This window comes from Actinoallomurus liliacearum, assembly GCF_039542035.1.
GTDB lineage: Bacteria > Actinomycetota > Actinomycetes > Streptosporangiales > Streptosporangiaceae > Actinoallomurus > Actinoallomurus liliacearum.
This window is the reverse complement of record NZ_BAABHJ010000030.1, coordinates 1-23,409: the sequence shown is the minus strand read 5'-3', so window position 1 is coordinate 23,409 and position 23,409 is coordinate 1. Positions and strand designations below refer to the sequence as shown.

The following is a 23,409-nucleotide window of genomic DNA, read 5'->3' as shown; positions in this document are numbered from 1 at the left end:
GGGCATGAACCCGCCATGACGACCATGGATCAACCCGCGATCCTCACCCCCTCTCAGGCTCGTGAGGTGTTCCGGACCGGCGAGACGCCGGTGACCACGAGCGGCTGGTGCCGGGGCTACGTCCAGGCGAACCTCCTCGCCGTCCCCCGCGACCTGGCCTTCGACGCGCTGCTGTTCGCGGTGCGCAATCCGGCGGCCTGCCCGATCCTGGAGGTCACCGACCCCGGCGACCCGTACGCCCGCGAGGTCGCCGCCGCCGACCTGCGGACCGACCTGCCCGCCTACCGGATCTACCAGGACGGCGTGCTCGCCGCCGAGGTGCCCGACGTCACGCAGTACTGGCGGGACGACCTGGTCGCGTTCCTCATCGGGTGCAGCTTCACGTTCGAGGCGGCGCTCGCGACGGCGGGCGTGCCGCTGCGCCACATCGAGCAGGGCCGGAACGTCCCGATGTACGTCACGTCGCGGGAGTGCCGGCCCGCGGGTCGGCTGGCCGGCCCGCTGGTCGTGTCGATGCGGCCGGTCCCCGCCGACCTGGTGGACGTCGCGGTCGAGGTGACCGCGGGGTACCCGGCGATGCACGGCGCCCCGGTCCACGTCGGCGACCCCGCAGAACTCGGCATCGCGGACCTCGCGTTCCCCCAATTCGGCGATAGCGTTGAGTTCGAGACCGGCGACGTCCCGGTCTTCTGGGCCTGCGGCGTGACCCCGCAGGCGGTGGTGATGGCGAGCGCTCCGCCGTTCGCGATCACGCACGCGCCGGGACGGATGCTGATCACGGACAGATCCGAGGAGAGCCTGTTTACATGATCGACCTCAACGCCGATCTCGGGGAGGGGCTCGGGCCCTGGCGGCTCGGCGACGATCTCGCCCTGCTGTCCATAGTGAGCAGCGCCAACGTGGCGTGCGGCTTCCACGCCGGCGATCCCGTGATCATGCGCCGTACGTGCGCGGCCGCGGTCGAGCGCGGCGTCGTCATCGGGGCGCAGGTGTCCTACCGCGACCTGTCCGGGTTCGGCCGCCGGGAGATGGACGTCGCCCCGGAGGAGCTGACGGCCGAGGTGCTCTACCAGATCGCCGCGCTCGACGGCATCGCCCGGGTCGAGGGCGACCGGGTCCGCTACGTGAAGCCGCACGGCGCGCTGTACAACCGGATCGTCCGCGACCCGGTGCAGGCCGAGGCGGTGGCCGCCGCGGTCGAGGCGTACGACCCGGCGCTGCCGGTGCTCACGCTCCCCGGGTCCAAGCTGCACGAGGTGACGGACCTGACGATCGTCAACGAGTGCTTCGCCGACCGCGCCTACACGCCCGCCGGCACGCTCGTGTCCCGCCGTGAGCCCGGCGCGGTGATCGAGGACGTCGCGCAGGTGGCCGACCGGGCGCTGCGGATGGCCGTCGAGGGCGTGGTCGAGGCCACGGACGGCACGCGGATCCGGGTCGACGCCCGGTCCATCTGCGTGCACGGCGACACGCCGGGCGCCGTGGAGCTCGCGCAGGCGGTCCGGAAGGCGCTGGAGAACGCCGCCGTTCCCCTGAGGTCGTTCGCGTGAAGGTACGACGCGTCGGCGACGCGGCGCTGCTGATCGAGACGGAGGCGCCGCACCGCGTGCACGCCGCCGTGCTCGGGCTCGCGCCGCCGGAGGTCGTCGACGTCGTGCCGGGGGCCCGGACGGTCCTGGTCACGGTCCGGCCGGGCGCCGAGGTCGGCCGGCTCGGGGCGCTGCTCGCCGAGCTGGTGCTCCCGGAGCTCGACGAGATCTCGGCCGAGCCGGTGCGCTTCCCGGTCGTCTACGACGGCGCGGACCTGGACGAGGTCGCCGGGCTGACCGGGCTGTCCCGGGACGAGGTGGTCGCGCGCCACGCCGGCGCCGAGTACGTCGTCGCCTACCTCGGGTTCTCCCCGGGCTTCGGGTATCTCACCGGGCTGGACGAGGCCCTGCACGTGCCCCGCCGGGACTCCCCGCGTACGGCGGTGCCCGCCGGCTCGGTCGCCATCGCGGGCCCGTACGGCGCGGTGTATCCGACGCCGTCGCCGGGAGGCTGGCGGCTGCTGGGGCGTACGACGATGACGCTGTGGGACATCGACCGGGATCCGCCGTCGCTGCTGCGGCCCGGCGTCCGCGTCCGGTTCGTCGCCGAGCGGGCCACGGTCCGGGGTGCCGGCCTCGGCCGGGTCCGCGCGGGCTAGGGGGTGTCGTGGCGATCGAGGTGCTCCGTCCCGGCCCGCTCTGCACGGTGCAGGACCTGGGCCGTCCCGGATACGCGCACCTGGGAGTGCCGCGCTCGGGCGCGGCGGACGCCGCCGGCCTGCGGCTGGCCAACCGCCTGGTCGGCAACCCCGAGGACGCCGCCGGCCTGGAGCTGACCTTCGGCGGGGCCGCGCTGCGGTTCGACGCGCCGGCGTGGATCGCCGTGACCGGCGCGCCGGTACGGGTGAGTCCCGGCGCGATGAACGCCCCCTGTCACGTCCCGGCGGGCACCGCGGTGGAGTTCGGCACGCCGTCCGCGGGGGTCCGCACGTACGTCGCCGTCCGGGGCGGGATCGACGTCCCGCCCGTCCTCGGCAGCCGCTCGACGGACCTGCTGTCCGGGCTGGGGCCCGACCCGCTGACCGCCGGGGACCGGCTGGCGGTGGGCCGCGCGTCCGAGCCGATCACCGTGGACTACGCGCCCGGCTACGAGCCGGAGGACGAACCGGTCCTGCGGATCCTGCCGGGACCGCGCGACGACTGGTTCGAGAGCCTCGAACCGCTCACCCGGGGCGGCTATGAGGTCAGTTCGCACAGCAACCGGGTCGGGGTGCGCCTGGAGGGGCGGCCGCTCGTACGGCGGCGGGAGGGCGAACTGCCGAGCGAGGGGATGGTCACCGGCGCGCTGCAGGTGCCGCCGAACGGCCTGCCCATCATCTTCCTCGCCGACCATCCGACCACCGGCGGCTATCCGGTCGCGGCCGTCGTGACGAGCGCGGACCTCGGCCGGGCCGCGCAGCTCCGCCCGGGGCAGCGCGTCCGGTTCCGGCTGATCACCCCCTCCTGACACCGGCCGGGCGCGGCCGGAGGGTTCTCAAACACGGCTCAGTCGCGGCGGGAGGCGGTCGGGTGGGCGCCGCGCACGTCCCAGTCGTTGTCGCCGATGACGATCCCGTCGTCACCGTCGACGATCATCTTCCGCTCCGCGAGGACGCGGAGGCATGCCCGTACCGTCTCCTCGTCCTTGCCGGTGGTCGCGGCGACGTCGCCGGCGCTCATCGGCCGCCGTACGGTGGCGAGCGCCTCGTACACGATCATCTGGTCCTGGGTCAGCGCCTGGGTGTCGCGCGCGGCCCACGCGGGGTCCGGCCCGGTGGCGCGCGGCGCGCCCTCCTGGTTCAGGTCCTCCGGAGCACGGTGCGCCGTCGGTCCGCCTTCGCGCCCGTTCATGACAACCCTCCTGATCGATCGCGTCGCTGACGAGATGTCCGGGTGCCCTCCGGGCGTCGTCTCAAACCTCGCCCACAGCCGTCCGCCGCAGGTGAGGAGGGCCGATTCGTGGGCATGGGCCTGGTTCGAACGCATTCGACGGACGATGGAGAGACCGATGACACATCCGCATCCGGATCCCGATCCGTACTCGGAGCTGGAGGAGGAGGGGATCCCCGACCTGGAGGACTCCTACCCAGAGCGGCAGTGGGCGGAGGACCCGCAGCGCGCCCCGGTCCCCCGGGACGAGCCTGTCGGCGTCGAGGAGTTCGGGACCACCGCCGATGAGCAGCGGGAGGGCGAGTCCCTGGACGCCCGCCTGAGAAGAGAACAGCCCGATCCGGCGCTCGGCGGCCGCCGCCGGCGCGAGGACCGGCCGGACGCCGAGGAGCGCGACTTCGACCCTGTCCGGGAGAACGAGACGCCGCGCCGGGCCGGCCGGCTGGTCGAACCGGACGAGGGCGTCCGTGCCGACACGGAGAAGGACGCCGTCGCCGAGGACGTCGGACCCGATCAGGCCGGTTTCTCACCCGAGGAGCAGGCCATGCGCATCGAGGACGAGGGCGCCTGAGCGCCACCCGACCGACCCTCATCGCGGCTCGCCACGGGACCGGCATCAACGCTCAGGGGTGCGGAGACGCATGTTCCGCACCCCTGAGGGTCGTGGGCAGGGCGTCTCGTCCACCCCGCGTCGATCCGATGATCAGCCGAAGATCGTGCCACCCGCAGAGCCGACAATGTCGTTGTTCTCGTTGCTGATGTTCACGCCGGAGTCGTCGCCCCAGTCATCCTGGCGGGGCAGAGTCATCCCCACGAGCAGGACCCCCGCCGGGGCAGGACATTGGGCTGCCGGATCACGCATAGGACGCCGCCGACCGGACATGGCTCCTTGTAAAGGGCCGTTTTCGATCTCGGAGGGGGACGCCATGACAACGCCGGACGACAAGGACCGCCAGCTCGACCAGGTCCGCGTCAATCCGAACCATGACTCACGGCTGACGACCGACCAGGGCATCCCGGTCGACGACACCGACAACTCCTTGAAAGCGGGAGAGCGGGGTCCCACCCTCATGGAGGACTTCCACTTCCGCGAAAAGATCACCCACTTCGACCACGAGCGGATCCCCGAGCGGGTCGTACACGCCCGGGGCGCGGGCGCCTACGGGTACTTCGAGGTGACCGATCCGCTCACCGAGTACACCGCCGCGGAGTTCCTCCGGGACACGTCGCTGCGCACGCCGGTGTTCGTGCGCTTCTCGACCGTCGCCGGTTCACGGGGGTCGGCCGACACGGTGCGCGACGTCCGCGGGTTCGCGACCAAGTTCTACACCCGGCAGGGCAACTTCGACCTGGTCGGCAACAACATGCCGGTGTTCTTCATCCAGGACGGGATCAAGTTCCCCGACTTCGTGCACGCGGTGAAGCCGGAGCCGAACAACGAGATCCCGCAGGCCTCCTCGGCCCATGACACCCTGTGGGACTTCGTACAGCTGCAGCCCGAGACCACGCACATGATGATGTGGCTGATGTCGGACCGGGCGCTGCCGCGCAGCTTCCGGATGATGCAGGGCTTCGGAGTGCACACCTTCCGTCTCGTGAACGAGGAGGGTGTCGGCACGTTCGTGAAGTTCCACTGGAAGCCGAAGCTCGGCACGCACTCGCTGGTGTGGGACGAGACGCAGAAGATCGCCGGCAAGGACCCGGACTTCAACCGCCGTGACCTGTGGGAGGCGATCGAGGCCGGGAACCTCCCCGAGTGGGAGCTCGGCGTGCAGCTCGTACCGGCGGACCGCGAGCACGCCTTCGACTTCGACCTGCTCGACGCCACGAAGATCATCCCGGAGGAGGAGGTACCCGTGCGCCCCGTCGGGCGGCTGGTGCTCGACCGCAATCCGGACAACTTCTTCGCCGAGACGGAGCAGGTGGCCTTCCACCTGGGCAACGTGGTCCCCGGCATCGACTTCACCAACGATCCGCTGCTACAGGCCCGGTTGTTCTCCTACCTCGACACGCAGCTGATCCGCCTCGGCGGCCCGAACTTCACCCAGTTGCCGGTGAACCGGGCGGTCGCCGACGTGCGCAACCACCAGCGCGACGGCTACCACCAGTCGATGGTCCACACGAGCCGGGCCGCCTACCATCCGAACTCGCTCAGCGGCGGCTGCCCCGCCGTCGTCGCGGAGGGCGCGTTCACGCACTACCAGGAGCGGGTCGACGGGAACAAGATCCGCAAGCGGAGCGAGAGCTTCGCCGACCACTACTCCCAGGCGACCCTGTTCTGGAACAGCATGTCCGACTGGGAGAAGGAGCACATCGTCTCGGCGTTCCGCTTCGAGCTGGGGAAGGTGGACCACCGGCCGATCAGGGAGGGAGTCGTGGCCAACCTGAACAACGTCGACCACGACCTGGCCGTCGCGGTCGCGGAGGGTGTCGGCGTCGAGCCGCCGGCGCAGCCCACGACGAACCACGGGCGCACCTCGCCCGCGCTGAGCCAGGCCAACGCACCTCATGACTCGATCGAGACCCGCAAGATCGCCATCCTGGCCGCCGACGGCGTGGACACCGGCGACGTCCGGTCGCTGCGGGAGGCGCTCTCGGCCGTCGGCGCGATACCCGAGGTGCTGGCCGCGCGGGACGGCACGGTCGAGGGCTCCGAGGGGCCGGTCGAGGTGACGCGCGCGCTGCCGACCGTCGGCTCGGTGCTGTACGACGCGGTCATCGTCCCCGGCGGGAAGGAGTCGGTGACGGCGCTGGAGGCCGACGGCAGCGCCGTTCAGTTCGTCGCGGAGGCGTTCAAGCACGGCAAGGCGATCGGGGCCATCGGAGACGGGATCCGCCTGCTGTCGAGCGCCCGGCTGAACGGAGTGAACAACCACGGGGAGGCGCTGACCGCCGACCAGGGCGTCGTCATGCAGTCGGCGTCCGGCGTGACCGGCGAGTTCGTCGAGCAGTTCGTCATGGCGGTGGCGGCACACCGGCACCACAACCGCGATCTCGCCCCCGTGCCGGCCTGAGCCGCGCCGGGACGTCGAAGAGGTCCGCGCCCACCGGACGCGGACCTCTCGCCCGTGTCTTACGCGGTCACGCCGACGGTGTCGTCGGGTGCGCACTCGACGTCGTCGACGCCGCCGACGCAGTACACCGAGTAGGCGCGCTCGATGACCGGCAGGGCGGTGTTGCGCACGGGGATCCCGCCCGGCGTTATCCCCTTCTCCACGCCGCGGTGGGCGTGCCCGTGCACGGCGAGGTCGATCCCCGCTCCGTCGATCACCTCGGCGAGCAGGTAGCTGCCGAGGAAGGGGAAGATCTCGAGGGGTTCGCCGGTGAGGGTGTCCTTGACCGGCGCGTAGTGGGTCAGGGCCACGCGCGCGTCCGCGTCCAGCGCGCCCAGTGCCTCGCCGAGCTTGGCCGCGGTGGCCTTGGTGTGGCGAATGAAGGCCTTCATCTCCGGCTCGCCGAAGTCGGAGCCGCAGCGGCCCGCGAAGCCGCCGCCGAAGCCCTTGGCGCCGGCGACGCCGAGGCGCTTGCCATGGCAGTCGATCACCGTTGACTCGCCTTCGAGGACGGTGATCCCCGCGTCCTTCAGCGCCTTCGTGATCTCGGTCTCCGCGTCGGAGTGGTAGTCGTGGTTGCCGAGCACGGCGATGACCGGGACGCCGATGTCGCGGAGTTCCTCCGCGGCCATCCGTCCCTCCTCCGCCGTGCCGTGCTGGGTCAGATCGCCGGCAACAAGTAGGACGTCGGCGTCATCGGCGATCCCGGTCAGTCGGTTGCGGTACAGACCGCGCACATCCTCGCCGACGTGGATGTCGCCGACCGCGGCCACACGAATCATGTGGGCGATTCCTCCGTTTTCGGGGGCCGAATCTCCACGACGGTCACATCGTTGGAGATCCGTCTTCCGCCGGCCGCCTCACGGGCGACCGTCTCGATGAGTTCCCGCCTCCGGGAAGTCGCCACCTGGCCGCGCAGGAACACGACGTCACCACGGACGTCGACCTGGATGCCGAGTTCGACCGTGCGGGCGTCCTCGGCGAGGCGGCTCTTGATGCGGGCGGCGAGGTAGTGGGGCGGGTCGCTGGGCGTCATCCGTCACTCCCTTCGTACGGCGGCCCGTACTCGATCACGCGCAGGCGGTGCAGCAGGGTCAGGTAGGCGTAGGCGTACGGGGAGTCCGCCGTGGCGGCGATCACCCGCGGCCAGTCCACCTGCTCGCGCAGCGCCCGCGACACCGGTAGGTATCCCCCGAAGTCGCTGGCCTTCTCGTCGAACGCGAGAAGGCGCAGGACCGTCAGGTCGGTGGCGGTCAGCACCGGCATGGCGACCGCCTCGACGTTCAGCTCCTCGGCGCGGGCGAGCAGCGCGGCGTCCACGGCCCGCCCCGACGGCCGGAAGATCAGGTCGACCGTACGGCCGTCGTCATGGACCTTGGCGAGCCATGCCTCGGGAATCTCGACGCGCCGCATCCCCACGGATTCCAGGGCGGAGAGGGCACCCTCGACCTCGTCCTCGGTCAGCACGAAGTCGACGTCGTGGGTCGACGGCGCGGCGCCGCGCGCGTACGCGGCGAACCCGCCGGTCAGCGCGAATTTGATCCCGGCGTCGGTCAGCGCCGCCGCGGCCTTCCGCAGAGTCTTCAGCAGCTCGCCCGGTGCGGCCTCGACGTCACTCATGACGCGGGACCCTCCGGGCGGCGTCCGGGGCGCTCAATCGCCAAGCCCGGTGACCGCGTCCCGGGCCCGGTCCGCCACGGCGGCCGCCTTCCCTACCGTCTTGAGGATGCCGGGCCTGGGCGGCGTGTTGGGATGCGGCCGCGTCGGGGCCAGCTTCTTGCCCTCCTCGACCTTGGTGCCGAGCTCGTCGGCCTCCTTCGCGCTGAGCGCCTCCCGCATGCGGGGCCACACGCGCTCCTCCTCGTAGGCGATGTGCTCGCGCCCGTCGACGGTGAACGTGCGGAGGCGGTCCTCGAACCTCGGATCGTCGGGGTCGAGGTCCAGCAGATCGTTGAGGATGTGCTTGGCGGCCTGCTCCTGGTCGGTGGCCTCGTCGGCGAGGTGGTCGCCGTCGGGCAGCTTGTCGCGGACCGCCGGCCAGAAGTACTCCTCCTCGACGGCCTCGTGCTTGGACTCCTCGATGATCAGCTGCTCGACCAGCCTCTTGCGGATCTCCTTCTGCTCCGGGTCGGCTCCGGTCGCCGCCGTGGGCCCCGATTCGAGCTCCGCGAGCGCCTGTTCGACCTCTACGTGGTCTTTGCTAAGTACGTCGAAAACGTTCGGCATGGTTCCCTCCCCATGGTGCCGACGCGCCCACCCTGCCCGCGACGGGTGGTTCAAAACGCCATCGGCCGCCCCGGCGGCGTACCGCTCGCGCGGCCCTCGCGGGCCGCTCGGCGTGGGCTCCGCGGGGCGCTCGGCGAGGGCTCCTCGGGCCGAGGATTTCGGCGCTCCGTCGGCGGGTAGTCGACCGGTTACTCGGACCACGGGGAGGTCGATCGGTGAGCCGTGTCACCGTCGTGATCGCCACCAGGAACAGGCGATCGGAGCTGCTGCGCACCCTCGACCGGCTGGCGGCCCTGCCGGACCGGCCGGTCATCGCGGTGGTCGACAACGGCTCGGAGGACGGCACCGCGACCGCGGTGGCGGCCGATCACCCCGGCGTGCGGATCGTGCCGCTGGGCCGCAACCGGGGGGCCGCGGCCCGCAACGTCGGCGTCCATCTGGCCCGCACCCCGTACGTCGCGTTCAGCGATGACGACTCGTGGTGGGAGCCGGGGGCGCTGACCCGCGCCGCCGACCTGTTCGACGCCCATCCGCGCCTCGGCCTGATCGCGGCGCACACCCTCGTCGGGCCCGAACGCGAGCCCGACCCGATCAACGCGGCGATGGCCGAGTCGCCGCTCCCGCCCGATCCCGACCTGCCCGGCCCGCCGGTCCTGGGGTTCCTGGCGTGCGCCTCGATCGTCCGCCGGCGGGCGTTCCTCGACGTCGGCGGGTTCAGCCCGCTGCTGTTCTTCGTCGGCGAGGAGCGCCTGCTGTCCTACGACCTGGCCGCCGCGGGCTGGGGGCTGTGCCACGTCCCGGAGGTCGTCGCGGTGCACGAGCCGTCGGCCGACCGGCTGCCGTCCCGCCGGCGCCGTCGCAGCGAGCTGCGCAACACGGTGCTCACGACCTGGATGCGCCGTCCCGGCCTGGTGGCGGTGCGGGAGACCGCGCGGCTGGGGGCGCGGGCGCTGCGGGACGGCGACTCGCGCGCGGCCCTCGCGGGCGCCGCCGTGCGCCTGCCGTCGGCGCTGGTCGCGCGACGGCCCGTCCCGGCGGCCGTCGAGGGCGGCATCCGCCGGCTGGCCGGGGAGGCCCGGTGAGCCCGGATCCGCGGGTCGCCGTGGTGATCATGACCCGGGACCGCCGGCCCGAACTGCTGCGGACCCTCGACCTCATGACCCGGCTGCCCGAACGCCCACAGATCATCGTCGTCGACAACGCCTCGTCCGACGGCACTTCGGAGACCGTCGCCGACGCGTACCCGCGGGTCCGGCTGATCCGGTCGGCGCGCAACCTGGGCGCCGTCGCCCGCAACCTCGCCGTCGAGGACGTGTCCACCCCGTACGTCGCCTTCTGCGACGACGACACCTGGTGGGAGCCGGGCGCGCTGGGGCGCGCGGCGGACCTGCTCGACCGGTATCCCCGGCTGGCGACGGTCACCGGCCTGATCCTGGTCGAGCCGGGGCTGGAGGAGGATCCCATCACCCCGGAGCTGCGGCACTCGCCGGTGCCCGCCCCCGGCTGGATGCCGGGCCCCGCGCTGATGAGCATCCTGGCGGGCGCGTCGATGATCCGGGTCGAGGCGTTCCGCGAGGTCGGCGGGTTCTCGCCGCGGCTGGTGCTGGGCGGGGAGGAGGAACTGCTCGGCATGGACCTGGCGACCCGGGGCTGGTGGATGTGCTGGGCCGAGGACGTCGTCGTGCACCACGCCGCGTCGGCCGCCCGCGATCCCCGCGAACGGCGCCGGGTCGGCATCCGCAACACGCTCTGGACGACCTGGCTGCGCCGCCCGGTCCGGTCGGCCGTCCGCAGGACGCTGACCGTGCTGCGCTCGGTGCCCCGGGACCGTACGAGCGTGTCGGCGGTCGCCGAGGCCCTCGGCGGCCTGCCGTGGGTGATCCGGGAACGGCGGCCGGTCCCCCATCACGTCGAGCGGGCCCTGCGGCTGCTGGAGAGGCCCCAGCGCACCTCCCCCGCCCGCCGCTACGTCGGCTGAAGCGGTCCCGATGGCGCTGGGAACGCTCGGACGGCGGCATGATGACGTGCATGACGGAACGTTCGCTGCGGGTGGTGCTGGCCGAGGACTCGGTCGTCCTGCGTGACGGCATGTCGGAACTGCTGTCCGCGCGGGGATGCGTGGTCGTCGCGGCGGTCGGCACCGCTGAGGACCTGCTGGCGGCGGTCGCCGAGCACGGCCCCGACGTCGCCGTCGTGGACATCCGGATGCCGCCCTCGCACACCGACGAGGGCATCCGTGCCGCCCTTGAGCTCCGCAAACGTTGGCCGGAGGTCGGCATCCTCGTCTTCTCCCAGCATGTGGAGGCGATCCTGGCGGAGCGGCTGCTGTCGGCCGGTGCCGCCGGAGTGGGCTACCTGCTCAAGGAACGGGTGGCCCGCACCGCCGAGCTGGTCGATGCCCTGCACCGGGTGGCCACGGGCGGAACGGTTCTCGATCCGGAGATCGTCACCGGGCTGCTGCGGGACGGTACCCGGCGGAACCGGATCGACTCGCTCACGCCGAGGGAGCGGGAGGTGCTCGACCTCATGGCGCAGGGGCACTCGAACCGGTCTATCGCCCAGCGCCTGGTGGTCACGGAGCGCGCGGTGGAGAAGCACGCGGCCGCGATCTTCATGAAGTTCGACCTGCCTCCGACCGAGACCGACAATCGCCGGGTCAAGGCGGTGCTCACCTACCTGACCGAGACCGGAAGCGGCGCGTGATCCAGGCGGCTCCGACGTCGTGCCGGTGACGCGGTCACACTGTGCGACCGACGCTCACACCGTGCTCGGCAGGTCGGCGACGACGGTCGTGGGGCCGCCCTCGGGGCTGATGATCCGGATCGTTCCGCCCACGGCCTCCACCCGCCGGCCCAGGCCGGTCAGCCCGCTCCCGCCGTCCGGGAACGCGCCACCCCGTCCGTCGTCGGTCACGACCAGCCGGACCCGGCCGTGAGCGGCGACGACCTCGACGGTGGCGGTGTCCGCCCCACTGTGCCTGGCGACGTTGGTCAGGAGCTCGGCCGCGCAGAAGTACACCACGCGCTCGATCGCCGGATCCGGGCGTTCGCGCAGGTCCAGGCGCAGGCCGGCGGGGACCGGGCTGCCCATGGCCAGGGAGCGGAGGGCGGCGCCGAGACCCGCGTCGAGCGGAACCGGATTGATGCCACGGGTGATCCGCCGCAGCCCCGCGATGGCGTCGTCGGTCTGGGTCCGCGCCCGGGCGAGAAGGACGGACAGCCGGTCCGGCGCCGGATCCGGGCGTGCGCCGAGCGCGTCGTCGGCCAACGAGAGGGTCATGGCGATGGCGACCAGCTCGGCCTGCGTTCCGTCGTGCAGATCGCGTTCGATCGAGCGCAGGGCCTCGGTGTTCTCGGCGGCCAGCGCGTGCCGTGACCGTTCGAGCGCGCGCATCCGCCGCTGCCCGGACGTCGGGCCGAGCAGGAGCCGGGCCAGCCGGCGGTTCAGCCCGCTCGCCCTGCGAATGGCGGCGGGGACGGCCGCCAGCAGGACGAGCCCGAGCGACGGGCCGGCGACGCTCGCCCACCAGGGGACGGCCCGGTCATGCGGGGCGAGCACATGAACGAGCACGGGGAAGCCGATCAGCCACACCGCGGTGGCCGGCAGCACGACCGCGACCAGGAAGGCCGCCAGGCCGGCCGGGAGGCGGAGGACCAGGTACAGCAGGGCCCGCCAGCCCGACGGGTCGGTGAGCCCGGCGCGGATCCAGCCGAGCACTCCGGGCGCGGGCGGCACCGGCTCGGGGCCGGGCACGTCCTCGCCGAGGAGCCCGGCGACGGCGCGGCGGTGCAGTCCGCCGAGCACCCGGGCGCCGCGCAGGCCCGCCGCGACGAGCGGAAGCCCGATGAGGGTCACCGCCAGAAGCGTGCCCGCGTACAGCATGGCGAAGACGAAGACGGCACCGGCGACGGCCGCCGGCAGCCCCGCGACGGCGAAAACGACCTCGCCGGGCCGCACGGCGGGCCGAGGCAGAGGGGGCCGGAACCGGGACAGGCGAGGCCGGACCCGGGGCTCGCTGGGCCGGGATCGGGACAGGCGGGGCCGGAACCGGGGAAAGCGGGGCCGGAACCGTCCCGCCCGTCGGGCCTCCTCCGGGTCGGCGGCGCGCCGGAGCCCGGCGGGGCCGCCCGAGTGGTCAGCCACGCTGCCCCGCGACCGTCTCCGTGGCCGGCCCGGAGGTCGCCCGCAGCCCGGTGAGGAGGATGCCGAGCGCGGCCAGCGCCGCCACACCCGCCGCGATCGATCCATAGCCCGCCGGGTGCATCGACGGGAGCGGGGATCCCGGCAGGGTCACGCTGAACGAGCTCACGCTGACCCCCGCGACGGCCGTGCCGGTGAGCGTGCCCACCGCCGTGATCAGCAGACACTCGGCGCAGAGCATCGACGCGAGCTGCCGGCGGGTCGCGCCGACCAGAGTCAGCAGCGCGAACTCGCGGCGCCGCGCGGCGGTCAGCGCCGCCAGGGTGTTGACCGTCGACACGCCGCCGAAGCAGACGAGGATGGTCAGCTCGACCTGGCGGAGCCAGACGTCGCCGGCGGAGTTCACCGAGGTCAGCTCCGTTCCCGAGAGGTGGTGGGCGGCGTCCTTGACCGTATCGCCGAGGGACAGGAACGCGCACGCCAGCGCGGTCAGCAGCGCCAGGGGGACCACGGCCGACGACAGCCGGGCGGCGTACCCGCGCAGGTTCGCGTCGGCGAGCCGGCCCGAGCGGGGGGCGACGACCCGTACGGACAGGCCGAGGACCGTGACGACGGCCACGGTGAACAGCGGTCCGAGGAGCGCGACCGCCACCATGAGGACCAGCGTGGCCAGCAGCGCGCCCTGCCCGGCCTTGTCCGGGGGCTGCCGGGCGACGGCGAGGCAGAGACCGCCTCCGCCGGCGAGTGCGAGGAACCCGGCGGGCGTGCGGATCGGTCCGAATCGCCGGTCGCCGCCGACGCTCTCCCCGAGCGCGACGGCCGGGGCGACGCGGCAGACCGGGCGGGCGGCGACCACGGCCGACAGCATGCCGAGGAGGAGCGCGATCACCGAGGCGGCCGCGGCGGGTACCGGAGTGAACGGGATCCGGCTTCCGGCCGGCACCAGGTCCCGGTCCACGAGCGCGCCGAGCAGACGGTGGGCCCCCAGCGCCCCGGCCGCCCAGCCGGCCGGGCTGACGAGGAGGACCACGATCAGTACCTGCCGGCGCACCAGCCCGCGGACCTGCCGGGGGGTGGCCGCCACGGTGCGCAGGAGCGCCAGATCCCGATGCTGCTGGCGGATCGCGAAGCCGAGGGTGTTGACCACCACGAACAGGGCCACCAGGACGGCGATCTCCCCGAACGCCCCGCCGATGATCACGAGACCGGGCTGCCCCGCGTACGCCGGGGGAGAGACGACGCTCGCAGCGATCAGCGACCCGAACAGGGTGATCGCGGTCACCGCCATGAACAGGGCCGTGGCGAGCCCGGCGAACGTCGCGGGCCGGGTCCGGATCTGCCCGAAGGCCAGTCGCAGCACGTCAGCCTCCCAACCGGCTCAGCCGGGCGGAGACGGCCGCCGCCGAAGGGCGATCCAGGTCATCGACGATGACGCCGTCGGCCAGCACCACGACGCGGTCGGCGTACCCGGCGGCGACCGGGTCGTGCGTCACCATGACGCAGGTCTGCCCCTGCTCCTCGACGCCGGCGCGCAGCAGCGAGAGGATCTCCATGCCGGTCCGCCGGTCGAGCGCGCCCGTGGGCTCGTCGGCGAACAGCACCCTCGGGCGGGAGACCAGGGCCCGCGCGATGGCGACCCGCTGCTGCTGGCCGCCGGACAGCTGCCCGGGACGGTGCCGCTCGCGCCCGCCGAGCCCCACCTGCCGCAGCGCCTCGCGCACCGCCGTCCGCTCGGGCGGCCGCCCGGCGAGCCGGCCCGGCAGCGTCACGTTCTGCTCGACCGTCATGGCGGGCATCAGATTGAACGACTGAAAGACGAAACCGACCTCGGCGCGGCGCAGTTCGGCCAGCCGCCGCTCCCGCAGCCGGGACACCTCGGTCGGTCCCCACCAGACGGTGCCGGAGGTCGGCCGGTCCATGCCCGCGACGCAGTGCAACAGGGTCGTCTTGCCCGACCCGGAGGGCCCCATCACGGCCGTGAACGTCCCCGGTGCGAAGGCGACGGTCACGCCGCGGAGGGCGTGGACGGCGTTCGCGCCCCTCCCGTAGCGACGGTGCAGGTCATCGCACCGGGCCACCGCGCCGTCGCCGGGAGCGGCGTCCGCCGTGCCGTCTCGAGAGGGCGTGGTGGCGTCGAGCGCGCCGCCGGGTCGGTACGGCGAGGCGGCGGCGCCGGTTCCCGGACCGTCGTGCGCCGGGAAGCGGCCGTGCGGGTTCGAAAAGGGCATGTCGCAAGCCTGGACCGGTCGGAGGAGCCGCACGATCGTGCTTCCATCCGGATTCGTGGTACGGGAATCCGCACCCCGGCACGCTCGCGTCGCCGGGTGGACCGGACCTCAGATGCGGATCGCGTCCTTGGCCAGTGCGGCCGCGTCGGCGGGTGGGGTCTCGACGCCTCGCTGGAAGGCGTCGGCGAAGGCCTCCTCGCCGAGGGCGGCCATGGCGGCGGTCGAGATCCGCTCCACGTCACCGCGTTCGGCCGGTGGGAGCGGCGCGTGCACGCTACGGCGGGCCGAATCGGCCGCGCCGAGCAGCACGGCGGCGCGCCGGGCGTCGCCGGACAGGATGAGCACGCCCGCCACTCCCTCCAGGGACAGTGCCAGCGCGCGCGGTTCGCCGAGCGCCACGGCGATCTCCAGCCCGCGGCGATGGCACGCGGCGGCTCCGGCCGCGTCCCCGCGCGCCTCGGCGGTGAAGCCGAGCTCCGCGAACAGCAGGTGCTCCCCGATCTCGGACGACTCGTACTCGTCCCGGACGCGCCGCAGGTGCCGGTCCGCCGCGTCCAGGTCACCGGAGCGGCGGGCGCCGAGGGCGAGGCCCATCAGCGAGTGCACCTCGCCGTACCGGTGGCCCTGTTCGGCGGCCAGCCGCAGGGCCTCCCGGTGCAGGTCGCGTGCCCGGTCCCAGTCGCGGGCGAGCAGCGCGAGCCTGCCCAGGCCCGAGAGGCGCGCGGAGACCTCCGTCTCCAGGCCCAGTTCGCGGGCGATGCGCAGGCCCTCGTTCTGGCGGCGTTCGGCCTCGGCGTAGTCGCCCCTGATCTCGGCGAGCTCGGCGAGCGGTGTCACCGTCTGCAGTTCGCCCCAGCGGTCACCGAGGTCGCCGAAGAGGTCCGCGGCGTGCGGGCCCGCCTCCTCGACGGTGCCGAGGTCGCCCTGGACGAGCGCGAGCATCGCGCGCAGCCCGTACGCGGCTGCGGTACCCCACGGGTCGCCGGCCTCGGTGCACAGGTCGAGCGCCCGCGCGTTGGCCCGCTCGCTCGCCACGGGATCGCCGGAGTGGAACAGCCCGTACGCGTACAGCCACAAGGCCCGGCCGCGGCGCGCGGGGTCCGCGATGCCGTCCGGCTCGGCGCCCGCCGCGGACCGGTCCCCGGTCAGCAGCGCGAACGCGGCGCGTAGCACGCGGACCTCGGCGGCGTCCGGCGCGACGTCGAGCACCGCCGACAGGGCGCGGCGGGCCTCGTGCAGGCGGCCGCGCAGCAGCCACCACCGGCTCAGGGCCGTGACGAGCCGCACCGCCTCCTCCAGGGCGGGCCGCCGCACTGACTCGTCCAGGGCGGGCCGCCGCAGCGCCTCCTCCAGCGCGGCGCGCATGTTGGCGGACTCGGCGTCGAGCCGGTCCAGCCAGGCCCGCTGCCCGCCGTCGCGCAGCCGCGGCTCGGCGCGCTCGGCGAGCCGGAGGTAGTGGCGCAGGTGCCGGTCGCGGGTCGCGTCGAGGTCCCGCATCTCGTGGAGCCGCTGCGTCGCGTACGCGGCGACGGACTCCAGCAGGCGGTAGCGGGGCCCCGCCGGTCCGTCGGCGACCACGACCAGAGACCGGTCCACCAGCCGGGTGAGCAGATCGAGGACCTCCTCGCGGCGGACTCCGTCGCCCGCGCAGATCGCCTCCGCCGCGTCCAGGTCGCAGCCGTCCACGGGCACGGCGAGGCGGCGCAGGACGATGCGCTCCGGTGCGCCGAGCAACTCCCAGCTCCAGTCGATCACGGCGCGCAGGGTCTGCTGGCGCGCCGGCGAACCGCGCCGCCCGGTGGTGAGCACCCGGAACCGGTCGTCCAGGCGCGCCGCCAGCTCCCGCACGCCCAGGGCGCGGACGCGGGTCGCGGCGAGTTCGAGGGCGAGCGGGATGCCGTCGAGGCGGCGGCAGATCTCGGCGACGGCCTCGCGGTCGGACTCCAGCGAGAACCCGGGGGCGGAGGCGGAGGCGCGGTCGGCGAACAGCCGCACGGCGTCGTTCTCCTGAAGCGGCTCGACGAGATGCACCGCCTCGCCGGTCAGGCCCAGCGGCTCGCGGCTGGTGACCAGGATCCGCAGCCCGGCCGCGGTGCCCAGCAGCAGTTCGGCCAGCTCGGCGGCCAGGTCGACGACCTGCTCGCAGTTGTCGAGAACGAGCAGGAGCCGCCGGTCGCGCAGCGCCGCCGCGAGGCGTCGCGCGGGCGCCACGGACGTGCCCGTCCCGGGCACGCCGGACGGCAGGTCGTCGCGGACACCGAGCACGGCGGAGATCTCCTGGGCCAGGGCCGCCGTGCCCCCGCGCTGCCCGGCGAGTTCGATGAGCCACACGCCGTCCGGGAAACCGGCCTCGTCCTCGGCGGCGAGCCGGGTGGCGGCCTCCACCGCGAGCCGGGTCTTGCCGACCCCACCCGGCCCCGAGAGCGTGACGAGACGGGCCGTCCGGACGAGCCGGGCGAGATGGTCCAGGGACCCGTCACGGCCGACCAGCGCGGTGAGCGGGATCGGCAGGTTGGACCGCGGCACCGGGCCGGCCGGCACGGCCGCGTCGGGCCGCTCCGGCTGCGAGGCCGGAGCCAGCGACCCGTCCTGCCGCAGGATCGCCTCGTACAGGGCCGCGAGCTCCGGGCTCGGATCGAGGCCGAGGTCGTCCACCAGCAGCTTCCGCAGCTCGGCGTAGGAGGCCAGCGCCTCGCTCTGCCGCCCGGCCGCGTAGAGGGCGCGCATCTGGACCGCGCGCAGCCGCTCCCGGAGCGGGTGGCGCGTCACCAGGTCGGCGAGCTCCCCGGCGAGCAGCGCGTGGTCGCCCGCCTCCAGCCGGGCCTCGGCCTGCTCCTCCAGGACGGCGAGGCGCTGCTCGGCCAGCCGGTCGGCCGCCGCGCGCGCGAACTCCTCGTCCGCGACGTCGGCGAACGCGGGTCCCCGCCACAGCTCCAGCGCCTCGGTGAGCAGCGCGGCCCGCGCCCGCGGATCGGTCCGCGTCCGGGCCCGCGCCGCCAGCGCGCGGAAACGGTCGGCGTCCACCTCGTCGCCGGGACGGTCGAGGACGAGTCGATAGCCCGGCGCCTGGCGCACCACGCGGTCGTGGCCGATCGCCCGGCGCAGCACCGAGACCTTGGCCTGCAGGGCGTTGGCGGGGCGGCCGGGCGGCCGTCCGCCCCACAGGTCCGCCACGAGCCGGTCGGCGGAGACGGGCCGTCCCTCATGCGCCAGCAGGTCGGCCAGCAGCGCCCGGACCTTCGCCTCGGGGATCTTCACGGGCGCCCCGTCCCCGTCCCACACGGTCACCGGACCGAGCACACCGAACCGCATGCCAGCACCGTACACACGGGGCCGTGGCCGTCCGTCAGCAGATCATCAGCGTTTCCGAAGCGGCCCCCGGCAGAGTCGTTCCCGTCAGCGCACCGCGACACCGACACCACAGGGAGGCAGGCCATGACCAGGTACGAAGGCCGCAATGAGGATTCGATGACGACCACGACCGAGCCGGCCGACGCCCTTCTCGAGCCCGCGCGTCTCGGCGGCCTCGTCCTGCCGAACCGCCTGGTGATGGCGCCCATGACCCGCAACCGGGCGGACGCCGACGGCGTTCCCGGCTCGCTGATGGCGACCTACTACGCCCAGCGCGCCGCCGCCGGACTGATCGTCGCCGAGGCCGCCACCCCCAACGCGGTCGGGCTGACCTACCCGAACATCCCGGCGATCTACGGTCCGGCGCACGTGGCGGGCTGGCGGGACGTCACCGACGCGGTCCGCGCCGCGGGCGGGCGGATGTTCCTGCAGATCCAGCACGGCGGCCGCATCGGCCACCCCGACAACAGCGGGCTGCACCCGATCGCCCCCTCTCCCGTCCCGCTCCCCGACCCGATCTACACACCGTCGGGCTTCCAGCCCGCCGTCACACCCCGCGAGATGACGCTCGACGACGTCCACAGGACCGTCGCCGACTTCGCAGCCGCCGCCCGCAACGCCGTCGACGCCGGATTCGACGGTGTGGAGGTGCACTCCGCCAACGGCTACCTGCTGCACCAGTACCTCTCCAGCGCCACCAACCGCCGCACCGACGCCTACGGCGGCCCGATCGAGAACCGGATCCGGTTCACGGTCGAGGTCACCCGCGCCGTCGTCGACGCCATCGGTCCCGACCGCGTCGGCGTGCGGATCGCTCCCGGTGTGACGGCGAACGCGATGTACGAGGACGACGTCGACGAGCTCTATCCCGCGCTCGTCCGGGCCCTGGCCGAGATCTCCCCGGCCTACCTGCACGTCGTGTACGCCGACCCGGACCAGGACGTCTTCCGCGCGATCCGTCGTCTCTGGCCCGGAACACTGATCGCCAATCCCAAGCTTCCGGAAGTCACCACCGGTCACGTCCTCCACGAGTCGGCCCGGCTCGTGGCGGCGGGCGCCGATCTGATCGCGCTCGGCCGCCCGTTCCTGGCCAACCCCGACCTCATCGAACGGCTGCGCGTCGGTGCCCCGCTCAACCCGATCAGAGACCGGCACCTGATGTACACCGGCGACGCGACGGGCTACATCGACTACCCCACCCTCGAGGCCGCCGCGCAGCCCGCCTGACACCTCGCCTCCCGGCCCTGACGATCCCGCGACCTGCCCGGACCGGACCGTCAGCCCGCCGGCTGGCGGAGACCGGCGAGGGCGGCGAGGACCTCGTCGACCGTGATCCGGAGCAGGCGGGGGTCGGGTTCGCCGCCGTGCGCGTCACCCGGACGGCCGCCCGTGCCGTGCCACAGGGCGACGTGCGGGCCGTCCTCCGGCGGTCCCCACAGCGCCGGGGAGACCGGGCCGAACAGCGTCACGGACGGCACGCCGTACGCGGTGGCCAGGTGGGACACGCCGGTGTCATTGCTGACCACGACGGCGGCGTCGGCGACGAGGGCGGCCAGGCCGGTGAGCCCGGTGGTCCCGGCCGGCACGGCCGTGGCGGGCAGCCCGGCGCCCTCGGCGACGGCCGCCGCGAGGTCGCGTTCCGCGGCGGTCCCGGTGATCACCACCGGGTGTCCCTCGGCGGCCAGCGCACGGGCCACGGCCGCGAAGCGGTCGGCCGGCCAGCGGCGGGCGGGGAACGCCGCGCCCGGGTGCACGACGGCCGCCCGGCGGACCGGCGGTTCCGCCGCCGGGGCGCGCAGCAGCAGGTCGCCCGGGTCGGCCGGGACCCCCCACCGCTCGACGAGGCGGCACCACCGGGCGACCTCGTGCTCGTCGTCGTCCCACCACGGGCCGTCGACGTCCGGGGCGGCCGCGGACGCGTACATCATGCGGGTCGCCGCGCCGGTCGCGTCGATCGGCCGGTGGCTGGCGGGGCCGTTGCCGTGCAGGTCGACGGCGACGGCCGGCGGCGGCCCGTCCCACGGGATCGGCCGCAGCTCCCCGGTCGGCAGCAGCCGGTCGATCGCCCCGGTCAGTTCCGCCAGGGGCCGCAGCGCCTCTGGGGCGGCCAGGACCGTCTCGGCGTCCGGGTAGGCGCGGCGCAGCGCCCGGTAGGCGGGCACGCCGGTGAGGAAGTCGCCCAGGCCGAGGGCGCGCAGCATCAGGACGGCGGGCAACGGGTCACCTCGGCCAGGGTCTCCTCCCAGTCGGCGAGGAAGCGGGGCAGGCCGTAGCGCTCGAGTGCGGCGGCGCGGGCGGCCTTGCCGAGCCGGGCGGCCTCCTCGCGGTCGGCCAGCAGCCGCCGCAGACCGTCGCGGAGCCGGTCGGGCCGGGTGGAGATGATCCCCGCCTCGCGGGGCACCGCCTCGACGACCTCGGTGGTGGCCAGCGCCACCACCGGCATGCCCAGGTGCATGGCCTCGAGCAGCGACAGGCCCAGGGAGGTCCACCGGATCGGGTGCAGGTAGACGCGCCGCCGGGCCAGCTCCTCGTGCATGCGCTCCTGCGGCAGGTCCTCGTAGGCGTGGACGCCGGGCAGGCCGAGCCGGCCGGGCAGGTCCCGGACCTTCATCCCGAACACGTCCAGCCCCATGCCCTCCGCGAAGTACGGCAGCAGGTCGGTACCGACGCAGCGGCCGCGCCGCAGCGGCTCGTTCACCACCACGGCCGTCCGCTCGAGCTCGCCGGTCCACCGGAGCCCCGGGTCGACGATGCCGTGCTCGACGACGGCGGTCGGCGTGCACCCGTTGTCCCACATCAGCCGGTTGAAGTGGGTGACGTGGACGAGGAGGATCTCCGGCCGGTCGGCCATCGGGTGCCGGGTCAGCGGCACGCCGCCCCAGGGCGCGTCGTGCTCGACGTACACGGCGGGCACGTCCACGCCGGGACGGCGGCCCAGCCACTCCTCGGCCAGCCTCTCCTCGTGCGGCCGCTGGAGGACGACCACGTCGATCTCCTCGTCACGGAGCCGCTCGGGCGGCACCTCGACGGCGTTCGCGGGCCACTCCCAGGTACGGGCCCGGCCGAGGCCGTCCGGCCCCCGGTCCGGCGTCACCGGCAGCACGTACGTGTGCGGCCCCTGGACGAAGGCGGTCGCCCACGACCCGTGGACGTGCCAGATCAGCACCCTCATCGGCTCACCTCGATGGCGAGTTTCTCGACGGAGTCGGCGACCTCCTGGGCCGTGACCTCCGACAGGCAGGGATGTCCGTCGATGGGGCACTCGCGTGCCCGGGTGTCGCGGCAGGCGGCGTTCTGGTCGCCGAGCAGGACGTGCGGCACGCCATGGGGCGCCCACCGCGCCGCCGGGACGACGGGGGCGAACAGCGACACCACCGGCGTGCGGACGGCGGCGGCCAGGTGCGCCGGACCGGTGTTGCCGACGACGACCACGGCCGCCCCGGCGAGGATCGCGGCGAGCTCGGCCATGCTCGTACGGCCGCCCAGGTCGACGCCGGTCTCCCCCGCGACCCGCGCCGTCAGGTCGCGCTCGGCGCCGGCGCCGGTGACGAGGGTCCGCCATCCGCGCCCGGTCAGCTCGGCGACCGCCTCGGCGCAGCGCCGGGCGGGCCAGGCGCGGGCCGGGACCGACGCGCCCGGGTGGAGGACGACGTACCGGTCCCCGCCGGTCAGGTGCCGCACGTCGGGTAGCGGAGTCCGTACGGCGAGGCGGCCGTCGTCGCCGGGCGGGAGCCGGAAACCGGCCGCGCGGGCCAGCGAGAGCCCGCGTTCGGCCTCCGGGACGTCGTCGTCGAGCCGGTGCCGTACGTCCAGCAGCGCGCCCGGGTAGTCGACGCTGATGGCGGCCGTGCGAACGACGCCGGCCAGCCGCAGCAGCAGCGCGGTCGGCAGCGGCGACTGGTGGAAGGACGTCAGGATCAGCGCGTCGTCGAACCGCCCGGCGGCCAGCCGGTCCACGAGCGCGTCGACCTCGTCGCGGCGGACCGGCGGCGGACGGAGATCGACCCAGGGCGCGCGCCACACGACGACCTCGTCGACGCCGGGCAGCAGCCGGGCGGCCGCCTCGCCGCGCGGCCCGACCAGCATGGTGACGTGCGCGGACCGCGCGGCGACGGCCCGGACGGCCGGCCCGGCGAGCAGCACGTCACCGGCGTTGTCCAGGCGCACCACCAGCGAACGCCGCTCGCCGCCGACCCGCCGGCCTCCGCGCTCACTCATGCCAGCTCACCGCACCCGTACCGCCCGCCAGCGCGTACCGGACGGCCTCCTCGAGCCCGGCGGCGCGCCGCACGCCGGCCGTCTCCCCCGGCCGGGTCCGCGGCGTCGGGATCAGTACGCCGCGCGCCCCGGCGGCCCGCGCCGCCGCGACGTCGCCGCCGATGTCCCCGACGACCAGGCACTCCTCGGGGGCGACGCCGAGGTCGGCCGCCGCCTGGAGCACCAGGCCGGGGGCCGGTTTGCGGCAGTCGCAGCCGTCGCCCGTGCCGTGCGGGCACTGCCGCCACGTGTCGAACGGGCCGAGCAGTTCGGTCACCCGCGCGTTGACCGCGGCGACCTCGGCCTCGGTGGCCAGGCCGCGCGCGATCGCGGACTGGTTCGTGACGACGCCGACGCGCAGCCCGGCCCGCCGGGCGAGGTCCAGGGCCTCCTTCGCGCCGGGCACCGGCTCGACCTTCTCGGGATCCTTGTTGTAGGGGACGTCGTGGATCAGCGTGCCGTCCCGGTCGAACAGCACCGCCCGCACCGGCGGCGGCCAGGGGGCGGCCGACCGGGCCGCGACGAGGCCGCGCAGCCAGTGCCAGGTCGCGACCGGCGGGATGGCCAGGCTCGTCACCGTCATCACGGCGACCTAGCGGGCGGTGCGCGGCCCCGGCGCGATCCGCGCGGCCGCGAACTCCCCGACGCCCGCGAGGGCGCCGGCCGCCGCGCCCACCGCGAGGCGCCCGCGCCCGG

23 protein-coding genes are annotated in these 23,409 nt (G+C 74.3%); 10 read left to right on the top strand and 13 right to left on the bottom strand.

Going from position 1 to position 23,409, the window contains the following annotated elements; all coding sequences use genetic code 11:
* Nucleotides 1-24: 24 nt before the first annotated feature.
* The 4 genes from ABD978_RS34045 to ABD978_RS34030 are packed head-to-tail and all read left to right on the top strand — an operon-like array spanning nt 25 to nt 3,036.
* A complete protein-coding gene (locus ABD978_RS34045; protein WP_345364180.1) occupies nt 25-810 on the top strand; it encodes a putative hydro-lyase in 786 nt (261 codons plus the stop codon).
* Entirely contained in the window at nt 807-1,550 is a 744-nt protein-coding gene (locus ABD978_RS34040; protein WP_345363932.1) for a LamB/YcsF family protein, read from the top strand. The genes ABD978_RS34045 and ABD978_RS34040 overlap by 4 nt, the downstream gene beginning before the upstream one ends.
* Nucleotides 1,547-2,188: a 5-oxoprolinase subunit PxpB gene (gene pxpB, locus ABD978_RS34035; protein ID WP_345363931.1), complete on the top strand. Its 642-nt coding sequence runs from the start codon at nt 1,547-1,549 to the stop codon at nt 2,186-2,188. The genes ABD978_RS34040 and pxpB overlap by 4 nt, the downstream gene beginning before the upstream one ends.
* An 8-nt stretch (nt 2,189-2,196) precedes the next feature.
* Entirely contained in the window at nt 2,197-3,036 is an 840-nt protein-coding gene (locus ABD978_RS34030; RefSeq protein WP_345363930.1) for a 5-oxoprolinase subunit C family protein, read from the top strand.
* A gap of 38 nt (nt 3,037-3,074) precedes the next feature.
* Here the strand turns inward: ABD978_RS34030 and ABD978_RS34025 are convergent, their stop codons facing one another.
* The gene (locus ABD978_RS34025; protein ID WP_345363928.1) at nt 3,075-3,419 is read right to left on the bottom strand and encodes a hypothetical protein; all 345 of its coding nucleotides are present in this window, start codon (nt 3,417-3,419) and stop codon (nt 3,075-3,077) included.
* A 157-nt stretch (nt 3,420-3,576) separates the two neighbouring features.
* Between ABD978_RS34025 and ABD978_RS34020 the strand changes: the two genes are divergently transcribed.
* Nucleotides 3,577-4,029, top strand: coding sequence for a DUF5709 domain-containing protein (locus ABD978_RS34020; RefSeq protein ID WP_345363926.1), 453 nt, complete (start codon nt 3,577-3,579; stop codon nt 4,027-4,029).
* 355 nt (nt 4,030-4,384) lie between these two features.
* The gene (locus ABD978_RS34015) at nt 4,385-6,472 is read left to right on the top strand and encodes a catalase (RefSeq protein ID WP_345363924.1); all 2,088 of its coding nucleotides are present in this window, start codon (nt 4,385-4,387) and stop codon (nt 6,470-6,472) included.
* Between the two features lie 59 nt (nt 6,473-6,531).
* On the opposite strand, the gene ABD978_RS34010 is transcribed toward ABD978_RS34015, so the two are convergent.
* Genes ABD978_RS34010 through ABD978_RS33995 form a run of 4 tightly spaced genes read right to left on the bottom strand, consistent with a single transcriptional unit; the run spans nt 6,532 to nt 8,737 of the window.
* Entirely contained in the window at nt 6,532-7,293 is a 762-nt protein-coding gene (locus ABD978_RS34010; RefSeq protein WP_345363922.1) for a metallophosphoesterase family protein, read from the bottom strand.
* Nucleotides 7,290-7,547 (bottom strand): BON domain-containing protein, encoded by a 258-nt coding sequence (locus ABD978_RS34005; RefSeq protein WP_345363920.1) that lies wholly within the window; start codon nt 7,545-7,547, stop codon nt 7,290-7,292. The genes ABD978_RS34010 and ABD978_RS34005 overlap by 4 nt, the downstream gene beginning before the upstream one ends.
* Nucleotides 7,544-8,131 (bottom strand): nucleotidyltransferase, encoded by a 588-nt coding sequence (locus tag ABD978_RS34000; protein ID WP_345363918.1) that lies wholly within the window; start codon nt 8,129-8,131, stop codon nt 7,544-7,546. Before ABD978_RS34000 ends, ABD978_RS34005 begins: the two co-directional genes overlap by 4 nt.
* Before the next feature lie 33 nt (nt 8,132-8,164).
* The gene (locus ABD978_RS33995; RefSeq protein ID WP_345363916.1) at nt 8,165-8,737 is read right to left on the bottom strand and encodes a hemerythrin domain-containing protein; all 573 of its coding nucleotides are present in this window, start codon (nt 8,735-8,737) and stop codon (nt 8,165-8,167) included.
* A gap of 215 nt (nt 8,738-8,952) precedes the next feature.
* On the opposite strand from ABD978_RS33995, the gene ABD978_RS33990 reads away from it, so the two are divergent.
* From ABD978_RS33990 to ABD978_RS33980, 3 genes are read left to right on the top strand one after another with little or no spacing between them, the layout of a single operon-like run.
* A complete protein-coding gene (locus tag ABD978_RS33990; RefSeq protein ID WP_345363914.1) occupies nt 8,953-9,819 on the top strand; it encodes a glycosyltransferase family 2 protein in 867 nt (288 codons plus the stop codon).
* Nucleotides 9,816-10,715 (top strand): glycosyltransferase family 2 protein, encoded by a 900-nt coding sequence (locus ABD978_RS33985; protein ID WP_345363912.1) that lies wholly within the window; start codon nt 9,816-9,818, stop codon nt 10,713-10,715. Before ABD978_RS33990 ends, ABD978_RS33985 begins: the two co-directional genes overlap by 4 nt.
* 50 nt (nt 10,716-10,765) lie before the next feature.
* Nucleotides 10,766-11,440 carry a response regulator transcription factor gene (locus ABD978_RS33980; RefSeq protein ID WP_345363910.1) on the top strand — a complete coding sequence of 225 codons (675 nt, stop codon included), beginning with the start codon at nt 10,766-10,768 and terminating at the stop codon, nt 11,438-11,440.
* 54 nt (nt 11,441-11,494) lie between these two features.
* On the opposite strand, the gene ABD978_RS33975 is transcribed toward ABD978_RS33980, so the two are convergent.
* The 4 genes from ABD978_RS33975 to ABD978_RS33960 all read right to left on the bottom strand — a co-directional run bounded on the left by ABD978_RS33975 (nt 11,495) and on the right by ABD978_RS33960 (nt 18,417).
* Entirely contained in the window at nt 11,495-12,880 is a 1,386-nt protein-coding gene (locus ABD978_RS33975; RefSeq protein ID WP_345363908.1) for a sensor histidine kinase, read from the bottom strand.
* Entirely contained in the window at nt 12,873-14,237 is a 1,365-nt protein-coding gene (locus ABD978_RS33970; protein ID WP_345363906.1) for an FtsX-like permease family protein, read from the bottom strand. The genes ABD978_RS33975 and ABD978_RS33970 overlap by 8 nt, the downstream gene beginning before the upstream one ends.
* Before the next feature lies 1 nt (nt 14,238).
* The gene (locus ABD978_RS33965; protein WP_345363904.1) at nt 14,239-15,105 is read right to left on the bottom strand and encodes an ABC transporter ATP-binding protein; all 867 of its coding nucleotides are present in this window, start codon (nt 15,103-15,105) and stop codon (nt 14,239-14,241) included.
* A gap of 108 nt (nt 15,106-15,213) precedes the next feature.
* A complete protein-coding gene (locus ABD978_RS33960) occupies nt 15,214-18,417 on the bottom strand; it encodes an ATP-binding protein (RefSeq protein WP_345363902.1) in 3,204 nt (1,067 codons plus the stop codon).
* Nucleotides 18,418-18,573: 156 nt separating this feature from the next.
* Here ABD978_RS33960 and ABD978_RS33955 point away from each other — a divergent pair, with 156 nt between their 5' ends.
* A complete protein-coding gene (locus ABD978_RS33955) occupies nt 18,574-19,683 on the top strand; it encodes an alkene reductase (protein WP_345363900.1) in 1,110 nt (369 codons plus the stop codon).
* A 50-nt stretch (nt 19,684-19,733) separates the two neighbouring features.
* Here the strand turns inward: ABD978_RS33955 and ABD978_RS33950 are convergent, their stop codons facing one another.
* The 4 genes from ABD978_RS33950 to ABD978_RS33935 are packed head-to-tail and all read right to left on the bottom strand — an operon-like array spanning nt 19,734 to nt 23,296.
* Nucleotides 19,734-20,672 carry a glycosyltransferase family 9 protein gene (locus ABD978_RS33950; protein WP_345363898.1) on the bottom strand — a complete coding sequence of 313 codons (939 nt, stop codon included), beginning with the start codon at nt 20,670-20,672 and terminating at the stop codon, nt 19,734-19,736.
* Nucleotides 20,657-21,628, bottom strand: coding sequence for a glycosyltransferase (locus ABD978_RS33945; protein WP_345363896.1), 972 nt, complete (start codon nt 21,626-21,628; stop codon nt 20,657-20,659). The genes ABD978_RS33950 and ABD978_RS33945 overlap by 16 nt, the downstream gene beginning before the upstream one ends.
* Complete coding sequence (locus tag ABD978_RS33940; RefSeq protein ID WP_345363894.1) at nt 21,625-22,674, bottom strand: glycosyltransferase family 9 protein; 1,050 nt, start codon at nt 22,672-22,674, stop codon at nt 21,625-21,627. The genes ABD978_RS33945 and ABD978_RS33940 overlap by 4 nt, the downstream gene beginning before the upstream one ends.
* Complete coding sequence (locus tag ABD978_RS33935) at nt 22,667-23,296, bottom strand: D-glycero-alpha-D-manno-heptose-1,7-bisphosphate 7-phosphatase (protein ID WP_345363892.1); 630 nt, start codon at nt 23,294-23,296, stop codon at nt 22,667-22,669. The genes ABD978_RS33940 and ABD978_RS33935 overlap by 8 nt, the downstream gene beginning before the upstream one ends.
* Nucleotides 23,297-23,409 lie beyond the last annotated feature (113 nt).